17 protein-coding genes and 1 tRNA gene are annotated in these 18783 nt (G+C 65.8%); 2 read left to right on the forward strand and 16 right to left on the reverse strand.

All coding sequences use genetic code 11. The annotated features are described in order from the left end of the window. Positions 1–726: 726 nt before the first annotated feature. The 11 genes from B5F85_RS03070 to B5F85_RS03125 form a co-directional block, all read right to left on the reverse strand. Entirely contained in the window at positions 727–3390 is a 2664-nt protein-coding gene (locus B5F85_RS03070; RefSeq protein WP_143786123.1) for an S-layer homology domain-containing protein, read from the reverse strand. A gap of 653 nt (positions 3391–4043) precedes the next feature. Then, positions 4044–5030 carry a glycosyltransferase family 2 protein gene (locus B5F85_RS03075; protein ID WP_087314312.1) on the reverse strand — a complete coding sequence of 329 codons (987 nt, stop codon included), beginning with the start codon at positions 5028–5030 and terminating at the stop codon, positions 4044–4046. Between the two features lie 116 nt (positions 5031–5146). Continuing rightward, positions 5147–5806: an HAD family phosphatase gene (locus B5F85_RS03080; RefSeq protein WP_087314314.1), complete on the reverse strand. Its 660-nt coding sequence runs from the start codon at positions 5804–5806 to the stop codon at positions 5147–5149. A gap of 30 nt (positions 5807–5836) precedes the next feature. After that, entirely contained in the window at positions 5837–6559 is a 723-nt protein-coding gene (locus tag B5F85_RS03085) for a GntR family transcriptional regulator (protein ID WP_087314316.1), read from the reverse strand. Between the two features lie 155 nt (positions 6560–6714). Then, positions 6715–7449 carry a KDGP aldolase gene (locus B5F85_RS03090; protein WP_087314318.1) on the reverse strand — a complete coding sequence of 245 codons (735 nt, stop codon included), beginning with the start codon at positions 7447–7449 and terminating at the stop codon, positions 6715–6717. A gap of 3 nt (positions 7450–7452) precedes the next feature. Further along, entirely contained in the window at positions 7453–8562 is a 1110-nt protein-coding gene (locus B5F85_RS03095; RefSeq protein WP_087314320.1) for a DgaE family pyridoxal phosphate-dependent ammonia lyase, read from the reverse strand. 76 nt (positions 8563–8638) lie between these two features. After that, entirely contained in the window at positions 8639–10240 is a 1602-nt protein-coding gene (locus B5F85_RS10830; RefSeq protein WP_239386632.1) for a PTS system mannose/fructose/sorbose family transporter subunit IID, read from the reverse strand. 118 nt (positions 10241–10358) lie between these two features. Beyond that, a complete protein-coding gene (locus tag B5F85_RS03110) occupies positions 10359–10850 on the reverse strand; it encodes a PTS sugar transporter subunit IIB (RefSeq protein ID WP_087314322.1) in 492 nt (163 codons plus the stop codon). 17 nt (positions 10851–10867) lie between these two features. Continuing rightward, complete coding sequence (locus B5F85_RS03115; protein WP_087314324.1) at positions 10868–11278, reverse strand: hypothetical protein; 411 nt, start codon at positions 11276–11278, stop codon at positions 10868–10870. 493 nt (positions 11279–11771) lie between these two features. After that, a tRNA-Met gene (locus B5F85_RS03120) sits at positions 11772–11848 on the reverse strand. A gap of 141 nt (positions 11849–11989) precedes the next feature. Then, a complete protein-coding gene (locus B5F85_RS03125) occupies positions 11990–12346 on the reverse strand; it encodes a hypothetical protein (RefSeq protein ID WP_087314326.1) in 357 nt (118 codons plus the stop codon). Between the two features lie 345 nt (positions 12347–12691). On the opposite strand from B5F85_RS03125, the gene B5F85_RS03130 reads away from it, so the two are divergent. Next, positions 12692–13009 (forward strand): hypothetical protein, encoded by a 318-nt coding sequence (locus B5F85_RS03130; RefSeq protein WP_087314328.1) that lies wholly within the window; start codon positions 12692–12694, stop codon positions 13007–13009. A gap of 49 nt (positions 13010–13058) precedes the next feature. Here B5F85_RS03130 and B5F85_RS03135 read toward each other — a convergent pair whose 3' ends face one another. Further along, complete coding sequence (locus B5F85_RS03135; RefSeq protein WP_087314330.1) at positions 13059–13757, reverse strand: TIGR00266 family protein; 699 nt, start codon at positions 13755–13757, stop codon at positions 13059–13061. A gap of 152 nt (positions 13758–13909) precedes the next feature. Between B5F85_RS03135 and B5F85_RS03140 the strand changes: the two genes are divergently transcribed. After that, a complete protein-coding gene (locus B5F85_RS03140; RefSeq protein WP_087314332.1) occupies positions 13910–14833 on the forward strand; it encodes an ROK family protein in 924 nt (307 codons plus the stop codon). A 259-nt stretch (positions 14834–15092) separates the two neighbouring features. On the opposite strand, the gene B5F85_RS03145 is transcribed toward B5F85_RS03140, so the two are convergent. From B5F85_RS03145 to pepT, 4 genes are all read right to left on the reverse strand, one after another. After that, a complete protein-coding gene (locus tag B5F85_RS03145) occupies positions 15093–15887 on the reverse strand; it encodes an HAD family hydrolase (RefSeq protein ID WP_087314334.1) in 795 nt (264 codons plus the stop codon). A gap of 180 nt (positions 15888–16067) precedes the next feature. Then, positions 16068–16910 (reverse strand): HAD family hydrolase, encoded by an 843-nt coding sequence (locus tag B5F85_RS03150; RefSeq protein ID WP_087314336.1) that lies wholly within the window; start codon positions 16908–16910, stop codon positions 16068–16070. After that, a complete protein-coding gene (locus B5F85_RS03155; protein WP_087314338.1) occupies positions 16907–17458 on the reverse strand; it encodes a hypothetical protein in 552 nt (183 codons plus the stop codon). The genes B5F85_RS03150 and B5F85_RS03155 overlap by 4 nt, the downstream gene beginning before the upstream one ends. 6 nt (positions 17459–17464) lie before the next feature. Then, positions 17465–18721, reverse strand: coding sequence for a peptidase T (gene pepT / locus B5F85_RS03160; protein WP_087314340.1), 1257 nt, complete (start codon positions 18719–18721; stop codon positions 17465–17467). Positions 18722–18783: the final 62 nt, after the last annotated feature.

Raw genomic sequence — 18783 nt, forward strand, 5'->3', positions numbered from 1 at the left:
AGAGCCCGATGGGGAGCCTACAAGGCTCGAGCAGGCTGTCAGCGTGGCGCAGGGCGTGACGGTGCCCTCCCCCTCTACGCTCGCAAGAGAGGGGGAGGGCGGCCCGTCTTGGCGGTCAGTGACGGCCAAGAACAGTCAAACTTTGAATCGGCGGCGCCCGGGTCTCCTCGGGCGCCGCCGATTTCGTGAGCGGGGCGAACGAACGAGATGGCCCGTTGGCCCCCTCTCGGCCCCGCGGCCCGGGGCATCCCCTCAATATGATTTGGTCAGACGAGGCTAGGGGCGGCATCTGCCGTCCCTCGCCCAACCATTCGAAAACGCTCGCGTCTGCCGGCCCGTCTCGGGGGCCGCGACAGCCAAATCCAGATCGATTTTCAAGGGCGACGCCGGAGAAGCCTTGGCGTCGCATCTGTCGTACCTTCGACGCCCGCGGCATCCCACCGTCAGGTCAAGCGGCCTTCGGGGCGTCAGTTATGGGCTAATTCGAGGAAGACGCGTCGAGGGGCGGCATTCGCCGTCCCTCGCCTATTCACACTCCTTTGTTCTAGGCCGTCGGCCCCAGATGGGCCGCCCTCCCCCTCGCCGTTGCGAGCAATGAGGGGGAGGGCACCGTCACGCCCTGCGCCACGCTGACAGCCTGCTCGAGCCGTTAGGCTCCCCACGGGGCTCTGCGCGAACAGAGCCCCGTGGGGAGCCCTCCCCCGGAGGGGAGGGACTCGGGTCAAGCTACATGTCGTAACCGGGCTTGGGGTTGTCGGGGGTGACGTCAATCACCAGGTCGGTCAGCTTCTCGGGCTGCGCGTTGACGGCCATGGTCGCCGCGCGCATGCGCAGGATGAAGCCGGCGGGCGAGATGTTGGCGCCGCCGCCCATGATGCCCTCGGAGACGCACCAGGCCACCGCGTCCTTCGCCCAGTCGGACACGACGGAGGCGTCGGGGTAGGCCGCGAGGGTCTCGTCGGCGTCGACGGCCTTGTACTCGTTCTTGGCCTTGGCGTAGTTCGCGAGCATGCAGGCGAACTCCTCGTTGGTCACGAAGCGGGAGACGCCGAAGGTGCCGTCGGCGTAGCCGTTGATGATCTCGGTCGCCTTGCACCAGGCGATCGCCTTGGCGAAGAACTCGTTGCCCTCCACGTCGGTGTAGTCGGTGTTATACACCTTCTCGTGGACGTCGTAGCCGGGCACGGTGGCGTCGGGGTACATGTCGTCGCCGCCGGCCATGTTGAAGAGCACGCAGGCCGCCTCGGCGCGGGTGAGCTCGCGCATCGGGCCGAAGGTAGCGCCGTTGCCCTCGCCGTTCATGTAGCCGAGCTTGGCGGCGTCGTAGACGCCCTGGCTGTACCACTCGTTCATCGGCACGTCGAGGAAGACCTTCTTGTCGGTGACCTCGAAGGAGTGAACCGTGTCAATCTTGGTGAAGTCGTAGTTGGCGCCCTTCGCGGTGCCCTCGAAGCTCGGGGTGTAGGTGCCGACTTCCTTAAGCTCGGTCTCCTTCTTGTCCTTGGTGTAGGTGACCTCGTAGGCCTCGGCCGGAACCTCGACCTCGACACCGTCCTTATAGAAGGAGAAGGTCGGGGTCAGGACCTCGCTGGTGTAGGCGAGGTAGCCGGTGCCGTCCTTGTCGACGAGATCGGCGTCAACCTTGACCTCGGAGAAGGTCATCGGGTCAACGTGGAGGCTGAACTTGGCGGTCTCGTTGAAGGACTTGCCGGTCACGGTGATCGTGTAGTCGCCGGCGTCGACGATGGAGTCGACCTTCGTCCAGCCGCCGTCGGCGTCGGAGCGCTCGACGGTGACGTCGTAGTCGGTGCCCTCGACGAGGGTCTTGTCGCCGACCTTGACGGTGACGGACACCTTCTCGGAGAGGTCGGTGCCGTCGTACTCGTCGGTCGCCGTCTCGCCCTCGGCGTAGTTCTTGCCGTCGTAGACGAAGAAGATGTTGTCGGCCTCGGTGACGTTGTCGTACTTGACGACGACCTTGGCGGTCTTGGACTGGGCGACCAGGTCGCCGTTGACGTACTCCCAGGCGTTGACCGTCACGTAGTAGGTGCCGGGGTTCCTGAGGGCGGAGTCGTCGGCGTAGGTGTTGCCCTCGTCGTCCTTGATCTCGAAGGTGTAGTCGACGTCGTCGGTGCCGTCCTTGACGGAGACCCTGTTGAGGTCGAAGTAGACCGGCTTCTCGGCGCCGAGGTCGACGGTGAAGTTGGTGCCGTCGGTGGTGGTGCCGCAGGGCGTGAAGTTGATGTTGGCGAGGCGGTCGGCCTTGACGACGGTCACCGTCTGCTCGCCCTCGACCCACTTGGAGTCCTTGGTTGCCTTGATGGTGAAGGTGTACTTGCCCTCGTCGCCGCTGGAGATCGGGTCGCCGTTCGGGTCGGTGCCGAAGACGATCTCGACGTCGCTGGAGAGGGCATCAGCGTAGTTCGCACTCTCGACGTCGTTGATGGCGGCAGCGACCTGCGCGATGGTGGAGGAGCTGCTGGGCGTGGCAGTGTCCACGACCGGGGTGATGACGGCATCGGAGAGGTTGAGCTTGCCGACGGTGAACTCGACCGGCTTGCTCTGGCCCGCATAGCCGTTGATGCCGGTGATCACGGCGACGTAGGTCTTGTCGGGGTCGAGCTGCCCGCTCGTGACGGAGGTGGCGCCGCCCTTCTCCCGGATGTTGAGCTGGTAATCGGCGGTTGACGTGTTGGAGCCGTTGTCCTTCACGAGGACGTGGCCGTCAACCTCGACGTTGAGGCGACCCCACCAGGCGTTGACGCTGGAGGTGTTCCGCTCGCCCGTCCAGTCGAAGGTGGTGTCGGTCACGTCGCTGCCGTCGATGAGGGTGGCGTCGGCGAGAGAGTAGCTGGCGATGGTGAAGGTGTCGGCGACGTTGACGAAATCCCAGCCCGCGGCACCATTGTACTGTCCGACGACGACGGCGTAGGTACCCGCGTCGGAGGGCATGGTGAAGGAGAGCTCGCCGCTGACCTGGACCATGCCCTTGTCGCCGGCGTCGTACTTGACGCCCGCGGAGCCGTTGACCGTGTGGAACTGCTTGCCGGTCGTGCTGCCGAGGTTCACATAGAAGTAGTAGTAGGCGCCGACCTCCGCTTTGCTGGGGAAGGAGGTCACCTCGATGTTGTCGATGCCCGCGACGGCGGGGTCGATCTCGGACGGGACGAGGCCCTGCTGCTTGCCGTTGGCGTAGTAGACGTCGCCGGGCTGGCCCTTCTTGTAGACGATGTCGGCGCCTGCGAGGACGGCGGGGTCCTCGGCCTGCAGGCTCACGTCGCTGCCGGTCGCCAGCGCGATCGCCGGGACCGCGCCGACGGAGAGGACGCCGACGAGCGCCGCGGTGACGACGCGGCGGGCCTTCCCCCCGTTGTTGGTGCAAGCTGTCATGTGTTGTCTCCTTTCAAAAGACAATCTAGAAACCTTGGACACAGGCGTCATTTTCCTACTTTGCCGCCTTGCTCGCAACTTTGAGACGGCAAAGCGTGCAGGCAATGAGTCTGCATCCTGCGTGGCATACTATCACTATCTTTCAGCACAGTCACGACTTTTTTCGTTATGTTTGAAAAAAGTCGCTGAAGGGTACGCTGCCCTTGATCATCATATTTTCTGTGCTCAGGGCCCAACCTGGGCCATTTAAGCTCCCCTAAGGCGTCTACCTGCGGCTTCGTTTGGTGTTATCAGGTTCCTATGTGAAGAGCCACGGCTATATTAGCGCATTTTCTATATTTGCCTAGTCCTTTTTCCGTAACAATTTTGAAATCTTGCACCTTCAGGCGGCTGATTGTTTTGCCTCGATTTCCTCAGGTAATTGAAGTCGTGCGCACGTGGCCGCACAGAGCCGCTCGCCCTTCTCGCCCGCCTTGGCGCTCGTTAAGGTAGCTGCACTCCCCTGCCCCACCGATGCCGTCCTTTGGCCGCCTCGCCCCGCTCTCTCGCTGCACGCTAATGGGGCCCGGCACCGTGCGCCGAGCCCCTTGCGTTCCTTATTATATAGATTTGTTCCGCGCTCCCCCGCCCGCCCGGGCGCGACCCAGGCCACTCTAGGCGCTCTGGGCGGCTCTGAGGATGCTCTCCAGCGCCGCCTCGAGGTTGGCCTCCCGCTCGGGCGACCCTGCGTAGTAGAACTCCTCCAGCGGGCTCATGCCGGCCATCCACTCCCTGTGCTCGCGCTTGGCCGCGCGGATCTGCCTGAGGCGCTCCAGCGGCGAGGGCTTCTGCGGGCGGTAGGCATCGAGCTCGGCCTGCGCCTGGCGGGCGCGGGCCTCCATCTCGTCCATGACCTCGCCGGTGGTCCCACGGTCGCGGTGCCACTGCGCGAGCTCCGCGTACTGCTCGGCCCGCACGCGCACGACCTGGTCCACGTCCCAGACCTTGGTCAGCTGCGTGGGGTTGTCCCGGCGGACGATGAAGTGGAAGTCGTTGGTGAAGAGGGTCTTCTGGGAGCAGAAGACGCAGCGGTGGCGGAAGATGCTCTCCATCTCGGGGAAGCCGTTTGAGAAGCGGATGTGGTTGCGCTCGATGACGTCAGCACGGTAGATGATCGTGGTGAACTCGTAGGGCAGGTTGAGCGAGGCGGCCCCGTTGCCGGGGAACACGCCCTCGAGCGGCACCTTGCAGAGGTGACAGCCCGTGAGGCGCTCGTCGGCGTGCAGGCGCGAGGGAACGAGGGTCTCTATCCCCTTGTCGAAGAGCGTCTGGAGGGTCCGCTTGGTCTTCTCGGTGTAAAAGCCGGGCACCAGGACGTCGTCATCGTCCAGGAAGATGAGACAGGTGCCCCTGACCAGGGGAAAGCCCTCGTTGCGGTTGCGGCCGATGCCGTAGTTGGGATGGCTCTCCACGCACACGCGCGGGTCGCGCGCCTCGAAGGAGCGGGCGATCTGGAGGGTCTTGTCGGTGGAGCCGTCGTTTAGGATGAGCAGCTCGAGGTCCCGGCAGGGCTGGCCCAGGACGGACTCGATGGCGTCCGCCACGTACTTCTCGCCGTTGTAGACGGGAAGCATGACGGTGAGGAAGGGCTTGTCTGGCATGGGGACCTCCACTGCGGACGCGTGGGCTGGCTGTGGAGAGTATATCCGCTGCGGGGGCCGGGCGCCGGCGGCGGGGCGGGACGGGGGCCGCCGTCCGCCGCCGGCGCCTCGCTCCCCTACCCCAGCTCGCCGGCGGCCAGCAGGTCGCGGACCTCGGCGAGGTCGGCGCAGACGCGGGCGCAGAGGGCCCGGAGCTCGTCTGTGGGCTGGATGAGGTCGGGCACCATCACGGTGACAAAGCCGCCCGCGCTCGCGGCGCGCACGCCGGAGGGGCTGTCCTCGAGCACGAGGGTGCGCGCGGGGTCGGCGCCCAGGCGCTCGGCCGCGCCGAGGAAGATGTCTGGGGCGGGCTTGGAGGGATAGCCGTCGTCGCCGGTCACCACGGCGCCAAAGCGCTCCGTCACGCCGGCGTGGCGCAGGTTGGCCTCCACGACGCGCCGCTCGGAGGAGGAGGCCACGGCGCAGGGCACGCCCGTGTCAGAAAGCCACGCGAGCAGCTCGTCGAGGCCGGGCTTCTTGGGGGCGCCGGAGGCGATGAACTTCTCGGCGCCCACCTCGTAGTGGTCGTCGAGGGCGCGCTGGGCGTCGGGGTTGCCGTCGTAGGCCTCGGCCACCATGCGGGAGATGCGCTCGTAGGAGCTGCCCACGCAGGCCTCGACGAGGCCCGGGACCACCGTGAGCCCGTAGCGGGCGAAGGCCGGCGGCCAGGCGGAGGCCCAGATGGGCTCGGTGTCCACCATGAGGCCGTCCATGTCAAAGATCGCGGCTTGGAGCATGTCCCCTCCCTGGGAGCGGGACGCCGCGCGTCAGACGGGCAGGGAGTCGGAGTCGACGGTCTGGTACTCGACGAGGTTGCCGGGGAAGCGCGACACCAGGTACTCGAAGGGGCGACCGTCGTCCAGGTAGCCGACCTGCTCGATCTCGAGCAGGGGGCTTCCGGGCGCCACGCCCAGAATCTCGCACTCCTGCTCGGTGGCCGTCACGGCGCGCAGCGTCTTGTGATAGCTGTCGGGCGTGACCTCGTAGTTCTCGGCAATCCAGGGGCGGACGCTCGTCTCGGCGGCGGTGAGGCGGATGTCTCGGAAGATCTCCACCGGGTAGTAGAGGTACTGCATGTCGATCGGGGCGCCCTGGTGCAGGTGGGAGCGGACGATGTAGAAGGCGAAGCTGAACTCGTGGAGGCCAAGCTCGTGGCGGACGTGCTCGTCGGGCTTGAGCACGGTGAACTCGTGCACCGCGCACTCGGGGCTCTCGCCGAGGTCAAGGTGGATGTCGTCGGCGAGGGAGACCGTGTTGAGGGGCTTTGCAAACGACGGCGTGGCGACCTTCTTGACGTAGACGCCCGAGCCGCGCTTGCGCGAGACGAGGCCGCGCTTCTCGAGCTCGTCCATCGCCTGCTCGATGGTCGTGCGGCTCACGTGGTACTTCTTCGTGAGCTCCACGACCGTGGGCAGCTGGTCGAAGGGCATGAGCTCCCCGCGCTTGATCGACTCCTCGATCTCTTTGACGATAGCCTTGTACTTTGGCACGTGAACTTCCTCGAACCCGACGTCGCGCGCGACATCATCCTCTCGCTGCCCGCGCGCGGGCCCCGGGCTTTGCGGGGCCCGCGACAGGCAAGACGCTAGTATACCGTGGAACTAGCCGGGAACCAAAGTCACCTCAAGGTTGTTAGGCGAGCGCCTTAGACGAGCGCCTTGACCTTGTTCATGAGGGTGACGACGTCCTCGGGGCGCGTGTTGCCCGTAGCCTTGTCCACGATGGAGCTGTAGACGTGCGGGATGACCTTGGGCACGCCGGCGTCGAGGATGATCTTCATGATCTCGTCGAAGTTGTCGAGGTCGATGCCGCCCGTGGGCTCGAGGATGAAGTCGTTGCGGCCGCAGGCCTCGGCGACAGCCTTGAGCTCGTCGGCCACCTTGAGGCCGCCCATCGGGAAGAACTTGAGGGAGTCGGCGCCCATCTCCTTGGCCATGGCGACGACGGTGTCGGCGTCGACGAGCGCGGGCTTCTCGCAGTCCTTGGACAGCGGGCCCGTGGAGACCTTGACCAGGCCCGGGGTGCCGGAGGGGGCGACCATCGCGTTGACGTGGCACGGGGCCCCGTCGAGGTTGGCGCGGGTCCAGCCCACGGCGCAGAAGGCCTGGTTGAAGTGGTTGGCCTTCACGTACTTGGCCACCTCGGCCACGGCGCGCCACTGGTTGGGGTTGCCGCCGCCCAGGCCGACGGACAGGTTGCCCTCGAGGACCTCCATGTAGCGGTTGGCGTCCTCGACGTAGGCCTCGACGGTGGGATAGTCGGCCGTGAGGACGCCCACGGCGACGTGGCCCTCGGCGGCCTCGTAGACCTCGCGGGCGTTGTCGAGCGAGCCGCCCAGGACGTTGAGGACCACGCGGTCGTTGTAGAAGTTCATGCCCATTGATTAACCCTCCATAATCTCTTGCAGACGCTTGACGATGAGCTCCTTGTCGCCTTCGTTGAGCGGGCGCGGGTCGAAGTCGACCTTGCCGAGGTTCAAGAACTCGGTGCGGGCCCAGACGATGGGGTCGCCGGAGCGCAGCTGCTCGTTGACCTTCTCCATCGTGAGGCCCTCGGGCTGCGTGCCGTCGAAGGTGACGCGGCAGCGGTAGATGGCGCGGCCCGCCTCGTCCTGGATCTTCTCGGCGGCAAGCCCCGGGATGCGGGAGATCTGGTCGACGAGGTAGTCGACCTTGGCCACGTTGGCGGCGACCTCGGCGGCGTGGTCGCGCTCGTCGTACTGGTCGAGCGCGGCGAGAAGGCCCATGATCTGCTCCTTGCCGACCTTCATCGCGCGGCCGATGCCGTGGTACTGCGGCTGGACGTACTGGACGTACTCGCGCTTGCCGGTGACAAATCCCGACGTGGTGGCCTCGAGCGCCTTGGCGCCCGAGTAGCAGACGATGTCGGCGCCCATGGCGATGTACTTGCGGAAGTCCTCCTCCGCGGCGCAGTCCATCATGAAGGGCAGGCCGTGGGCGTGCGCGATGTCGCGCATGGTCTCGATGTCGACCATGCCCTTCTGCACGCAGTGGTGGCTCTTGACGTAGAGCAGCGCCACGGTCTTTTCGGTGATGCCCTCCTCGATGTCCTCGGGGTGCACCTCGTTGGCCTGGCCCACCTCGACCGGAACGCCACCGCCCAGGCGGATCATCGTGGGGATGGGCGCGCCGTAGTTGATCGAGTGGCCCTTCTGCAGGACGATCTCGTTGTTGAGGCCCGAGGAGTCGGGCAGGCGCATCATGTCGGTGTAGCGGCCCTTGGTCACGAGTCCCGCCACGGTGAGCGCGATGGCGGCGGATGCGCAGGGCGCCACGCAGCTCATCTCGGCGCCGGTGTGCTCCGAGATGAGCTCGCCGGCGCGGGTCATGAGGTCCTCGATCACCACGTAGGACTGGCCGCCCTCGACGGCGGCGCGCGCGACGCGCTCGCTGAACGTGGAGACGCCCAGCACCGTCACGCGACCGGAGGCGTTGACGACCCGCTTGAGCCCGATTTCCTGGTAGATGCTCACGTATGCCCCCTCTCTGTACAGGTGCCGGCGCCGCGGCCAGTGAACGCGGCGCCGGCGGGGATGTTGGCGTCTTCGACTAGAGGATGCCGAGGACGGCGCAGATGACGCTGATGAGAACGATGGCAATCAGGATGACGTTGTAGCGCGGGCCCTTCTTCTGCATGTAGAAGTAGATGGCGAAGACCGCGATCAGCGGCAGGATGCCGGGGGCGATGGAGTCCAGGATGGACTGGATGCCGATGACGTTGCCGGCGCCCATCGTGATCTCGAGCGGGCTGGAGATCGTGATGTAGGAGCTGGACAGCGCGCCCATCATGATGAGGCCGAGGACGTTGGCCGCGAAGATGATGGACTGCATCACGCCGGACTGCAGCAGGCCGGTGATGGACTCACGGCCGAGCTTGTAGCCGCGCTGGGTCATGAAGTACTGGATGGCGATAGAGACGCCGGGCCACAGGATCAGCGGGGCGATGCCGCCGAGAGCGTTGCCCTGCTCGGCGAACGGGATGAACATGCCGTAGATGATCGGCATGACCACGGCCCAGACGATGGCGTCGCCCATGCCGGCGATCGGGCCCATGAGGCCGGTCTTGATGGAGGTGATGGCGGAGCCGGGGAGGTTCTTCTCGGTGGCCTTCTCCTCCTCCATGGCGATGGTGATGCCCTGGATGATGCCGCCGAGGGAGCCCTCGGTGTTGAAGAAGGCGAGGTGACGCTTGAGGGCGTCGGCCAGGTCCTCCTTGGCCGGGTAGAGCTTCTTGAGCGTCGGGATCATGGACGCGCAGAAGACCAGGCTCTGGAGACGCTCGTAGGAGTTGGAGAGCTCGCAGCCGAAGTAGTAGATCCAGAAGGACTTGGTGACGTCCTTCTTGGTGATGATGCCGCTCTTGGCGCTCTCCTTGGCCTCGGCGCTGCTCGAGGAGATCTGAGCGTTGACGGTGTCCGGGTAGAGGATCATGCGCAGGACGAGGGCGATGATCAGGCCGAAGATGGCCATGCCCATGACGGGGATCTGGAGATAGGCAACGGCGAAGTAGCCGAGGAAGAAGAACGGGATGAGCTCCTTCTTGCCGATGACCATGATCGTGAGGGCGAAGCCGAGCGCGGGCAGGATGCCGCCCATGACCTCGAAGGAGTGGATCAGCACCTCGGGCAGGGCCGCGATGAGGGCGTTGGCCCACTCAGCGCCAAACAGGTCGATGACGAAGACGAACGGGAAGCGGATCAAAAAGCCCATGAGGGCCGGGAACACGAACGCGCAGCGCATGATGCCGCCGGTGTTGGCGTCCTCCGCGTACTTGTCGGCCATGTGGACCCAGATGGCGTTGGTGGTGCGGCGCAGCTGGTCCACGAAGACGCCGATGACGCCAAACGGGACGGCCAGGGCCACGGCGAGCTCGGGGCTCATGTTGGACATGACGCCGAGCGGGATGGCGATGACGCCGGCCAGGCACGGGTCGTTGGGGACGTTGCCGCCGGGCGTCGAGGTGACGCCGAGGTAGACGAGCTGGAGGGCTGCACCGATCTGCATCGAGAGCACCATCTCGCCGGTCAGAAGGCCAACGAACACGCCGATCGTGGCCGGCTGGAGCAGGGCGCTGGAGAGGGTGTAGCCAAAGCGCAGACGGGCAAACCAGTAGTAGATGCCCATCGCGATTGCGATGCCCATAGTACCCATAGGTACCTCCTAAGGGACGAAACTAACACGGGTGTGCGACGCGAGGTCGCGCGGGGTGCGCGGCGCGGGGGGACGACGTCGCGCGGGGCGAGGCGGGGCGGCTTTGGGCCACCCGTGCCTAGCCGCGGTACTTCTTCAGGATGGAGTCGACGTCCTGCGGGGCGTCCTCGGGGATCGTCTGGAACACGATCTTGACGCCGTCGGCCGCGAGCTCGTCGAGAATGGCCGCGTCGGCGTCGTCGAGGGTGATGTTCTGGAAGACGACCTTGCGCTCCGGGCCGCCGCCCAGTCCGCCGACCTGCACGGACGTGACCTTGACGCCCTGGTCGTAGACGCTCTTGAGGGCCTTGAGGCTCGGGAGCAGCAGCAGCACGTTGCCGGCGCCAAAGACGTCGGCGGCGTAGCTCTCGGCGGCCTGGGCCTCGGAGAGGCAGACGACCTCGACGCCGGTGGGCGCGGACATGAGGTAGATGCTCCTCATGAACTCATCGGCGGCCAGCTCGTCGCTCACGACGACGATCTTGTTGGCCTGGACCTGGTTGACCCACTTGGTCATGACCTGCCCGTGGATGAGACGAGAGTCTACGCGCGTCAGAACAATGTTTCCCATCTTTTCCTCCTTTCCACCTAGCTCATGTTTGCCTTGACTTCTGCCACAACATCCTTGCAGGCACTGGCTCCTGCAGCGAGGATCGTGTCAAAGTCGAGCTTGCCGTCACCCTGAAGCTCGACGCAGGCCTCAAGCAGCATGGGCGCGTTGAGGCCGCAGAAGACCTTGATGCCGGTCTGGTTGCCGATGGCGGCCGCCACGTTGGAGGGCGTGCCGCCAAACAGATCGGTGATGATGAGGGAGTCGGGAGAGATGGTGTCCACGTACTCGCGGACCATGCCCATGTACTCGGGCAGCGTGTAGGAGGGCTTGAGGGCGATCTCGTGGACGCAGTCGATGGCGCCGAGGATCATCTTGAGGCTCTCCGTGAGCGCCTCCCCCCAGCCGCCGTGAGTGAGCAGCAGAATCTTGGTGGGCTTGTCGGCCATGGCTGGAACCTCCTCCGATAGGGCTGCCCGCGCTTCTCGCGGGCACACTGGCAAATTCGGAAAACCAGACGTCTGGCAGGCGCTCATTTGCGGGGCGCCAAGGCGCCTTTGGAACGATTCTATGGCAATGCGCCAGCAGACGTCGAATTGAATTGGGCGAGCGGGCAGGTATCAGTAGCAGGCGATTCTCTTTTTGTTCTGGGATGAATCTATGTGATGTGGTACCGCTTGTCAAATCGTACCGGAACGATTTTTCAAGTGGTACCAAACGGTTTTCAGGCATGCGGAAATGCTGGTAGATGTGGGTGTTTTGGGGAGAATTGACGTGCGGGAAGCTGAAAGCGAGTCGGGGACGATTGCCGCGAGCGGCTTGGATTTGTCCGCGAGCGGTTACGGAGGTGGCGGGGGCGCCCTGGGCGGGCCGACCGCGCGAGCGAGGTTGCGGCAAGACGAAAAAGCCCGGAGGCCGCATGACCTCCGGGCTGACTTTGTATGGTCGCGGGGGCAGGATTTGAACCTACGACCTTCGGGTTATGAGCCCGACGAGCTACCAGACTGCTCCACCCCGCAATGGGTGCACCTCGTGTGTGCAAGAAATAACTATACCGACTAGCGCCCTTGTGTGCAACAACAGACTCGAATATGTACGCATCTCCACAACTCGCTCGGGCCGAAGCCCGCGTGACGGACGCCGGGGGTGCCTGTCGCGCGCTACGCGGATGCGGCGGCGCTCGCCCGCGGCGTGAACGCGCGGAGCATGAGGCGCGCGGCCTCGAGCGCGCCCTCCTGCGTCAGGCGGTAGACGTTGGCGAGCTGGCCGCCGTCAGGGGCATGGCGCTGGGAGGCGCTGACCAGCCCACGCCGGCGCAGCAGCGTCATGGCATAGTCCGTCGTGTTGGGGCTGAGCCCCAGCGCCCAGGCGACCTCCCCCTTGCTCACGATCGAGCCATCGCCGTCCCCGCCGGTTTGGGCAAGGTAGATCAGCACCCGCTCCCAGGCGTAGGTGTGCCGGCCGTCAATGACGTCGGGGAGGATGCTCCCCTGCACGGCGGGGACCTTCTCTGCCACGGCTCCAACCTCCTTAGGCCAAGAGCGACCACGGCGAGGAGACACGAACTGAGACGCCATCCCCCGGGCGAGCGAACGGCTCGAGCGCCTGGGGGAGCAAGCATGTCCCAAGTTGCTCATTCGAGTGTCCTCGCGAGATTACCTGACAACTCGCAAGTCAAATTGAGTATACCCCCCTAGCCATTTTTCAAGCGATTGAACTGGTATTTCAGTGTTCTTAAGTAATTTACGCGTGGGGGGTATTCATTTGTTGCGCCGCCGTAGCCCTCGCTCGCGTCAATTGTTGTCCGGTCGGGGTATATACTCGAACACAGGTTCGTATCCAACGCGCGGGAAGGGGGCGGCATGTCCCGGCTGCTCGGCGGCACCAACGGCATACCCGGCTACGACGAGCGCACCTACGTCTGCGTGAGGTCGGTGACCGAGGCGGACGGCCACACGCGCCCGCTCGAGATCTCGTGGGCGGACGGGCGCAGCTTCCCCATCGTCGCAAGCACGCTCACGCGCGTGGTCGGGCGCTGGGAGCTCGGGACCGTCATCATGGTCTGGGACGTTGAGCTGCGGCTTCGCGCGCGCCGGCGGCTCTTCTGGGAGCGCGGGCGCTGGTTCGTGCCCAGCCGCAGCATAGACCGCAACGGCGAGCGGGCGCCGGGCGAGCCGTGAGGGCCGCTCTTCTCGCCTGCCGCTGCGCGTCCGCAGTTGCGCGCGGCGCCTAGTTGGACTGCGTGGGCAGGTACGGGTGCATCGCCTGGGCCAGGTTTGCGAGGTTGCGCGTCTGGATGTACACACGGCCGCTGCCGACGAAGGTGTTCACCAGGCCCTCTCCCGTCGTGAAGCCGAGCATGCCGCTCGCGACCTCGATGCGGTAGTCAAGGGCGGCGTCCCACGCCACCACGTGCTCGTTGTCCACGACCAGTGGCTCGTCGGGCGTGACGTCGAGCACCAGGACGTCGCCAAACGCGGAGACCAAAAGCGAGCCCGCACCGTGCACCTCCATCACGAAGAGGCCTCCCGTGTTGCCGAAGAGCGCCTTGGAGACGCCCTGGCTCACCATCGTGTAGTCCACGCCCTCGTCGCAGGCGAGAAACGCCCCGGTGTTCAGGCGATACTGGTGAGCGTCATCAATCGCGAGCTCCATGATCTTGCCGGGGATGGGCGGGGCGATGGCGATCTCGCCGTCTGCGGAGGTGCCGGTGGCCGTGGTGATGAACATGGACTCGCCGCTCGTGATGCTGCGACCGATGGCGCTGAACACGCCGCCGAGGCCCTTCTTCTTGGTGTTGAGCCCGCCCGTGATCTCGACCCCGCGGGAGTACACCATGCTTCCACTCTCGGTCCGCACGGACTCGCCCTGCGCGAGCGCGATGCGGGCGATGGGGCAATCGGAGTCGCCGGTCAGAACGAATCTCATGATGGTTCCCTTCTCGAGCTGGGAGGCACGTCCTTCTCGCCCAGTATAGCGTGCGGGTCCGCGTCGCCGAGCCGCCCGTTCGCCGACGCGGCGCCCATCCCCCGCCTGCCTCGCGCTACGATGGCACCGCAGATCCCGTGACAGGAGGAGACATGACCAGGCTCGCCGTTTTTGACGTGGGCGGAACCGCCATCAAGTACTGCGCGATGGAGGGCACCGACATCCAGCTCCAAGGGGAGGTCCCCACGCCGGACCCCGAGTCCGAGGACCAGGGCCCCTTCCTCGAGGCCCTCGAGGGCGTGCTTGCGCAGTTGGGGCCCGTTGAGGGTATCGCGCTCTCCATGCCCGGCGTGATCGACGTCGACCGCAAGTACCTCCACACCGGCGGCGCGCTCAAGTACAACTTCAACGCGGACGTCACCGCGTGGGAGAAGCGCTTTGGCCTGCCCGTCGAGGTGGAAAACGACGCCCGCTGCTCCACGATGGCCGAGCTCGCCGTGGGCAACCTGCAGGGCGTCCGGTCCGGCGTGGTGCTCACCTTTGGGACGGGCATCGGCGGCGGCACGGTGATCAACGGAGAGCTCTACAAGGGCGCGCACCTCTACTCCGGCGAGGCCTCGATGATGTACTCCAAGCTCCCGCGCAAAGACAGCGAGCTGCGCGACGACGGCGCCTGGTCGACGGAGTGCTCCACGTTTGGCATGTGTCGGCGCCTGGCCGAGGCCAAGGGCATCGAGCGCTGCGACGGGCGCCAGCTCTTCACCTGGCTCGAGGAGGGCGACGAGGTCACCGCGCGCGTGTTTAGCGACGTGTGCGACGGCATCGCGATGCAGATTCACAACATCCAGTGCTGGCTCGATCCGGAGCGCATCTGCCTGGGCGGCGGCATCAGCAAAAACCCGCTCTTCATCGAGGGCGTGCGGGATGCTCATCGCCGCTTCAACGCGGAGCTGCTCTACGACTTCCCCGAGGTTGAGATCGTGACCTGCCGCTTCTTCAACGACGCCAACCTCATCGGCGCGTACCAGCACTTCCTCCGCATGCGCGAGAAGCGGTCCGCGGCAGAAAACCTCTAGGTTGTTGGCATTTTTGCCCCAAAGTGCATCGCCTCTCGTCAGAGCCCCTCGATCGGGCCGACGCGCCAAGCCACAAAGGCCAGTTGGCCGCCCAGCCAAGAAGCCCTTCACGAGTGCGCCCTCCGGCGGAGGGCGCACTTCGGGCCTTTTTCGCCAACGCAGCCACGCCGCACCGCCCCACCCCCGACCAGTTGACAATTACGTCAGGTTATATTGTCAACTTTGACAGTTGCGTCAGGTTATATTGTCAACTTGCCGGCTACAGGCCCTCGAGGATCTCGCGCATCGTGGCCTGAACGGCGTGCTCGGTGTTGCGGCTGATGACGCGCTGGCCGATCTGGCGCACGGCGTAGCGGGCGTTCTCCATCACGTAGGGGTGCCCCACGTAGCGCAGCATCGCGTAGTCGTTCATGGAGTCGCCAAAGGCCACGACCTCGCTGCGGTCGATGCCCCAGTAACGCAGCACCTGCTCGAGCCCCGTTGCCTTGTTCACGTGGCGCGGCACCACGTCGATCCAGCGCGAGCCGCTCGGCAGGAAGGTGAACCACTCGGAGAGCTCGCGCTCGAGAACGTAGGCCATGTCCATGAGCTGCTCGGGCAGCTCACAGCACACGGCGGCCTTGATGATGCTCACGTCCGGCGAGGGCGGGTCGAAGATGCGCTCGGCGTTGGGGAGGTCCTTGTCAAGCTCGCGCAGGTAGGAGCTCTGGTCGTTGAGCAGATAGGTGTGCGTGGCGTCATAGAGCGCAAGATGGATGCAGTCAAAGAGCTGCGTGGTCTCAAACAGGCGCATCACCGCGATGGTCGAGAAGACCTCGCGGTCGAGTAGGCGACCGTCGGCGTAGACCTGCGTGCCGAGCGATGCCACATAGTCCATCTCGTCCGCAACCGGCCCAAAGAACCAGCGCAGCGTGTCATAGCGACGCCCTGAGCTGGCCACAAAGCGCACGCCCTTCTCGTGCAGGGCGTGGATGAGCTCGAAGGTCTCCTCGGGAACCTGGGCGTCGCCGTCCAGCAGCGTGCCGTCCATGTCTGACGCAATGAGCTTGATCATGGCTGAACCTCCTCGTCTGGACTTGGCGGTCGTAACGGACCGCGGGTTGACAGTTGCGTCAGGTTATGCGGGTTGACAGTTGCGTCAGGTTATATTGTCAACTCGTTCCGAGTTGACAATATAACCTGACGCAACTGTCAACCCGCAACCTGGCACAGCTGTCACGACCAACAGCCCCTCTCACTGCAGGAACGCGGGCATCTCGCCGGCTCGGGTGGCGCGGGCGATCTCGAGCAGCGCGTCTGCCACGCCCTCGTCAGCGACGGAGCCCACGCGATAGTTGGCGGTGGCCAGGACCTCGTCGGTGGCGTTGGCCACGGCCACGGAGTGGCGGACCTTGCGCAGGATCTCGAGGTCGTTCTCGGCATCGCCAAATGCGACGACCTCATCGGCCGTGATGTCCAGCGCGTCGAGAAGAACGTCGAGCCCGGCGGCCTTGGAGACACCCTGCGGCATGATGTCAAACCAGCCCGAGATGGGCGACGCGATCCGCATGTCCGGCGCTGCCTCGGCCACGATCTGCCGGCAGCGCTCCATGTGCTCGGGGTCCTCCGGGCAGGCGATGGTCGCCGCGATGTAGTCCTCGTCGGGGATCTGGTCGACGGCGATGCCGGTGAAGCGCGTGCGGCGGGCGTAATAGGCGAGCTCATCGTCGGTGGTGCCCACGCCATACGCGGGATAGAGCAGGTTGGTCTGCTCGGGGTAGCACACGAGGAACATGCCCGGCTCGGGGCGCAGCGCCGCATCGATCCGCTCGAGGGCGTCGCGCGGGATGAGCGTCATCTGGACGTAGGCGCCGTCAAGGCGGATGCGCTTGCCGTTGGAGAGGATGCCCGTCTTGAAGCAGGACTCGTCCATGTCAAAGAAGCGCAGCAGCTCAACGGTGTCGCGACCGGTGGCGGGGCCAAAGCGCACGCCCGCGTCCATGAGCTCGTGGATGGCGGAGATGGTGCGCGGGCTCACGTGCTTCTCGCCCAGCGGAATGAGCGTGTTGTCCATGTCCGAAAGAACGAGCTTGATCACGAGATGATTCCCCCCTCCACGCGCGGAAGCGCGTCAAAGCGGTCCATGGCCATGAGGATCTGCTCCACGTCCACCATGCCGGAGATGCGGCCCACGCGCCGGCCGCGCGCCCAGATGACGAGGTCACGGTACCCCGAGCCCTTGCGCAGCCCGACCCACCTGAGCAGGTCGATGTCGTCAAATCGGACGGACGCGTCGTGCCCGACGAACGGCGTGATGACCAGGCGCGAGCCAAAGACCGAGACCTTGTAGCGGTTAAGGATGGCCCACCCGGCAAAGCACGTGACGATGAACGCGTCAAAGAACGCGAACACCGGCAGCGGGCTGGGCAGAAACTCGAGCATCGCGCAGAGCCAGCCCAGGACAAACCCCAGCACGCTCATGAACGCCATGGCCAGCACGAGGCCGCGGGCGAACGAGACCGGCACGACGTAGGTGTCGTGGTGGCGGTGATGCCGCTCGGAGAGGCGCACGTTACCCATGTGCTCGAGCAGCAGCGCGAGCACCGGCAGCACGACCTCCACGGCGGCAAGAACGACGAGCTCCACGGGTCCCTACGCCTCTCCGCCGGGAGCCGTGGCGGCGAACTTCGCCACGAGGCGCTCCAGCATGTCGACGGTGAGCTCGAGGCTGCGCACCGGCACGAACTCGCGGACGGAGTGGGCGTTGTAGCCGCCCGTCGCGAGGTTGGGGCACGGCAGGCCGCGGAAGGTGAGCTGGGCGCCATCAGTGCCGCCACGCGCCGGGACCTCGACGGGGTCGATCCCCACCTCGCGGTTGGCCTCGAGCGCAAAGTCAATGAGACGCTGGTCGGCGGGGCCGAACTTCTCTGCCATGTTGCGGTACTGCGGGCGGATGGAGACGCTCACCGTACCCTCGCCGTAGCGGGCGTTGAGGAAGGCGGCGACGTCGCGCATGGTCTGCTCGCGGCGCGCGAAGGCATCGGCGTCGAAGTCGCGCAGGATGTAGGTGAGGGTGACGGCGGAGGCGGTGCCCTCGATGTCGGTGGGGTGGAAGAAGCCCTCGCGGCCCTCGGTGTGCTCGGGGCGCTGCGCGGCGGGAATCATCTGCTGGAACTCGCTCGCCACGGTGATGGCGTTGACCATGACGTCCTTGGCGGCGCCGGGATGCACCATCACGCCGCGAATGATGACCGTGGCCTCGCTGGCCGAGAAGCACTCGTAGTTGAACTCGCCGAGCGCCTCGCCGTCCACGGTGTAGCCGCCGCACGCGCCGAGCGCCTCGACGTCGAGCAGGCTCGCGCCGTGGCCGATCTCCTCGTCCGGGACAAAGGCCGCGACGATGCGGGGATGCGGCAGCGCGGGGTTTTCCGCCAGGCGGGCGAGCAGCGCCATGATCTCGGCGACGCCGGCCTTGTCGTCGGCGGAGAGCAGCGTGGTGCCGTCGGAGCAGACGATGTCCTGTCCCACGAACCGCGCGAGGTCGGGGACCTGCTCGGGCGTGGTCTGGACCGGCTCGCCGTCGACGACGCCCGAGACGAGCGGGCCGCCCTCGTAGCGCACCACGTGCGGGCGCACGCCGTGGGCCGGGGCGTCGGGCGAGGAGTCGATGTGCGCGCAGAGCACGAGCGCCGGCAGGTCCTCCGCGCCGGCCGAGGCGGGCAGGAAGCCCGTGACGTAGGCGTGCTCGTCTGCCGTGACGTTCTCGCAGCCGATGGCCTCGAGGTCGTCCGCGAGCAGGCGCGCCATGTCGTGCTGGCAGGGGGTCGACGGGGTCTGATCGAGGTTGTCGGGGTCTGACGGAGAGTCGACCTGGACGTAGCGCAGGAAGCGCTCGAGGACGTCTGACATGGAACCTCCCGTGGTCGTTGCGGGGTCGCGATTTTCTCGCCTGATAGTCTAGCGCAGGGGTG

Source organism: Olsenella sp. An293 (assembly GCF_002159495.1).
GTDB lineage: Bacteria > Actinomycetota > Coriobacteriia > Coriobacteriales > Atopobiaceae > Thermophilibacter.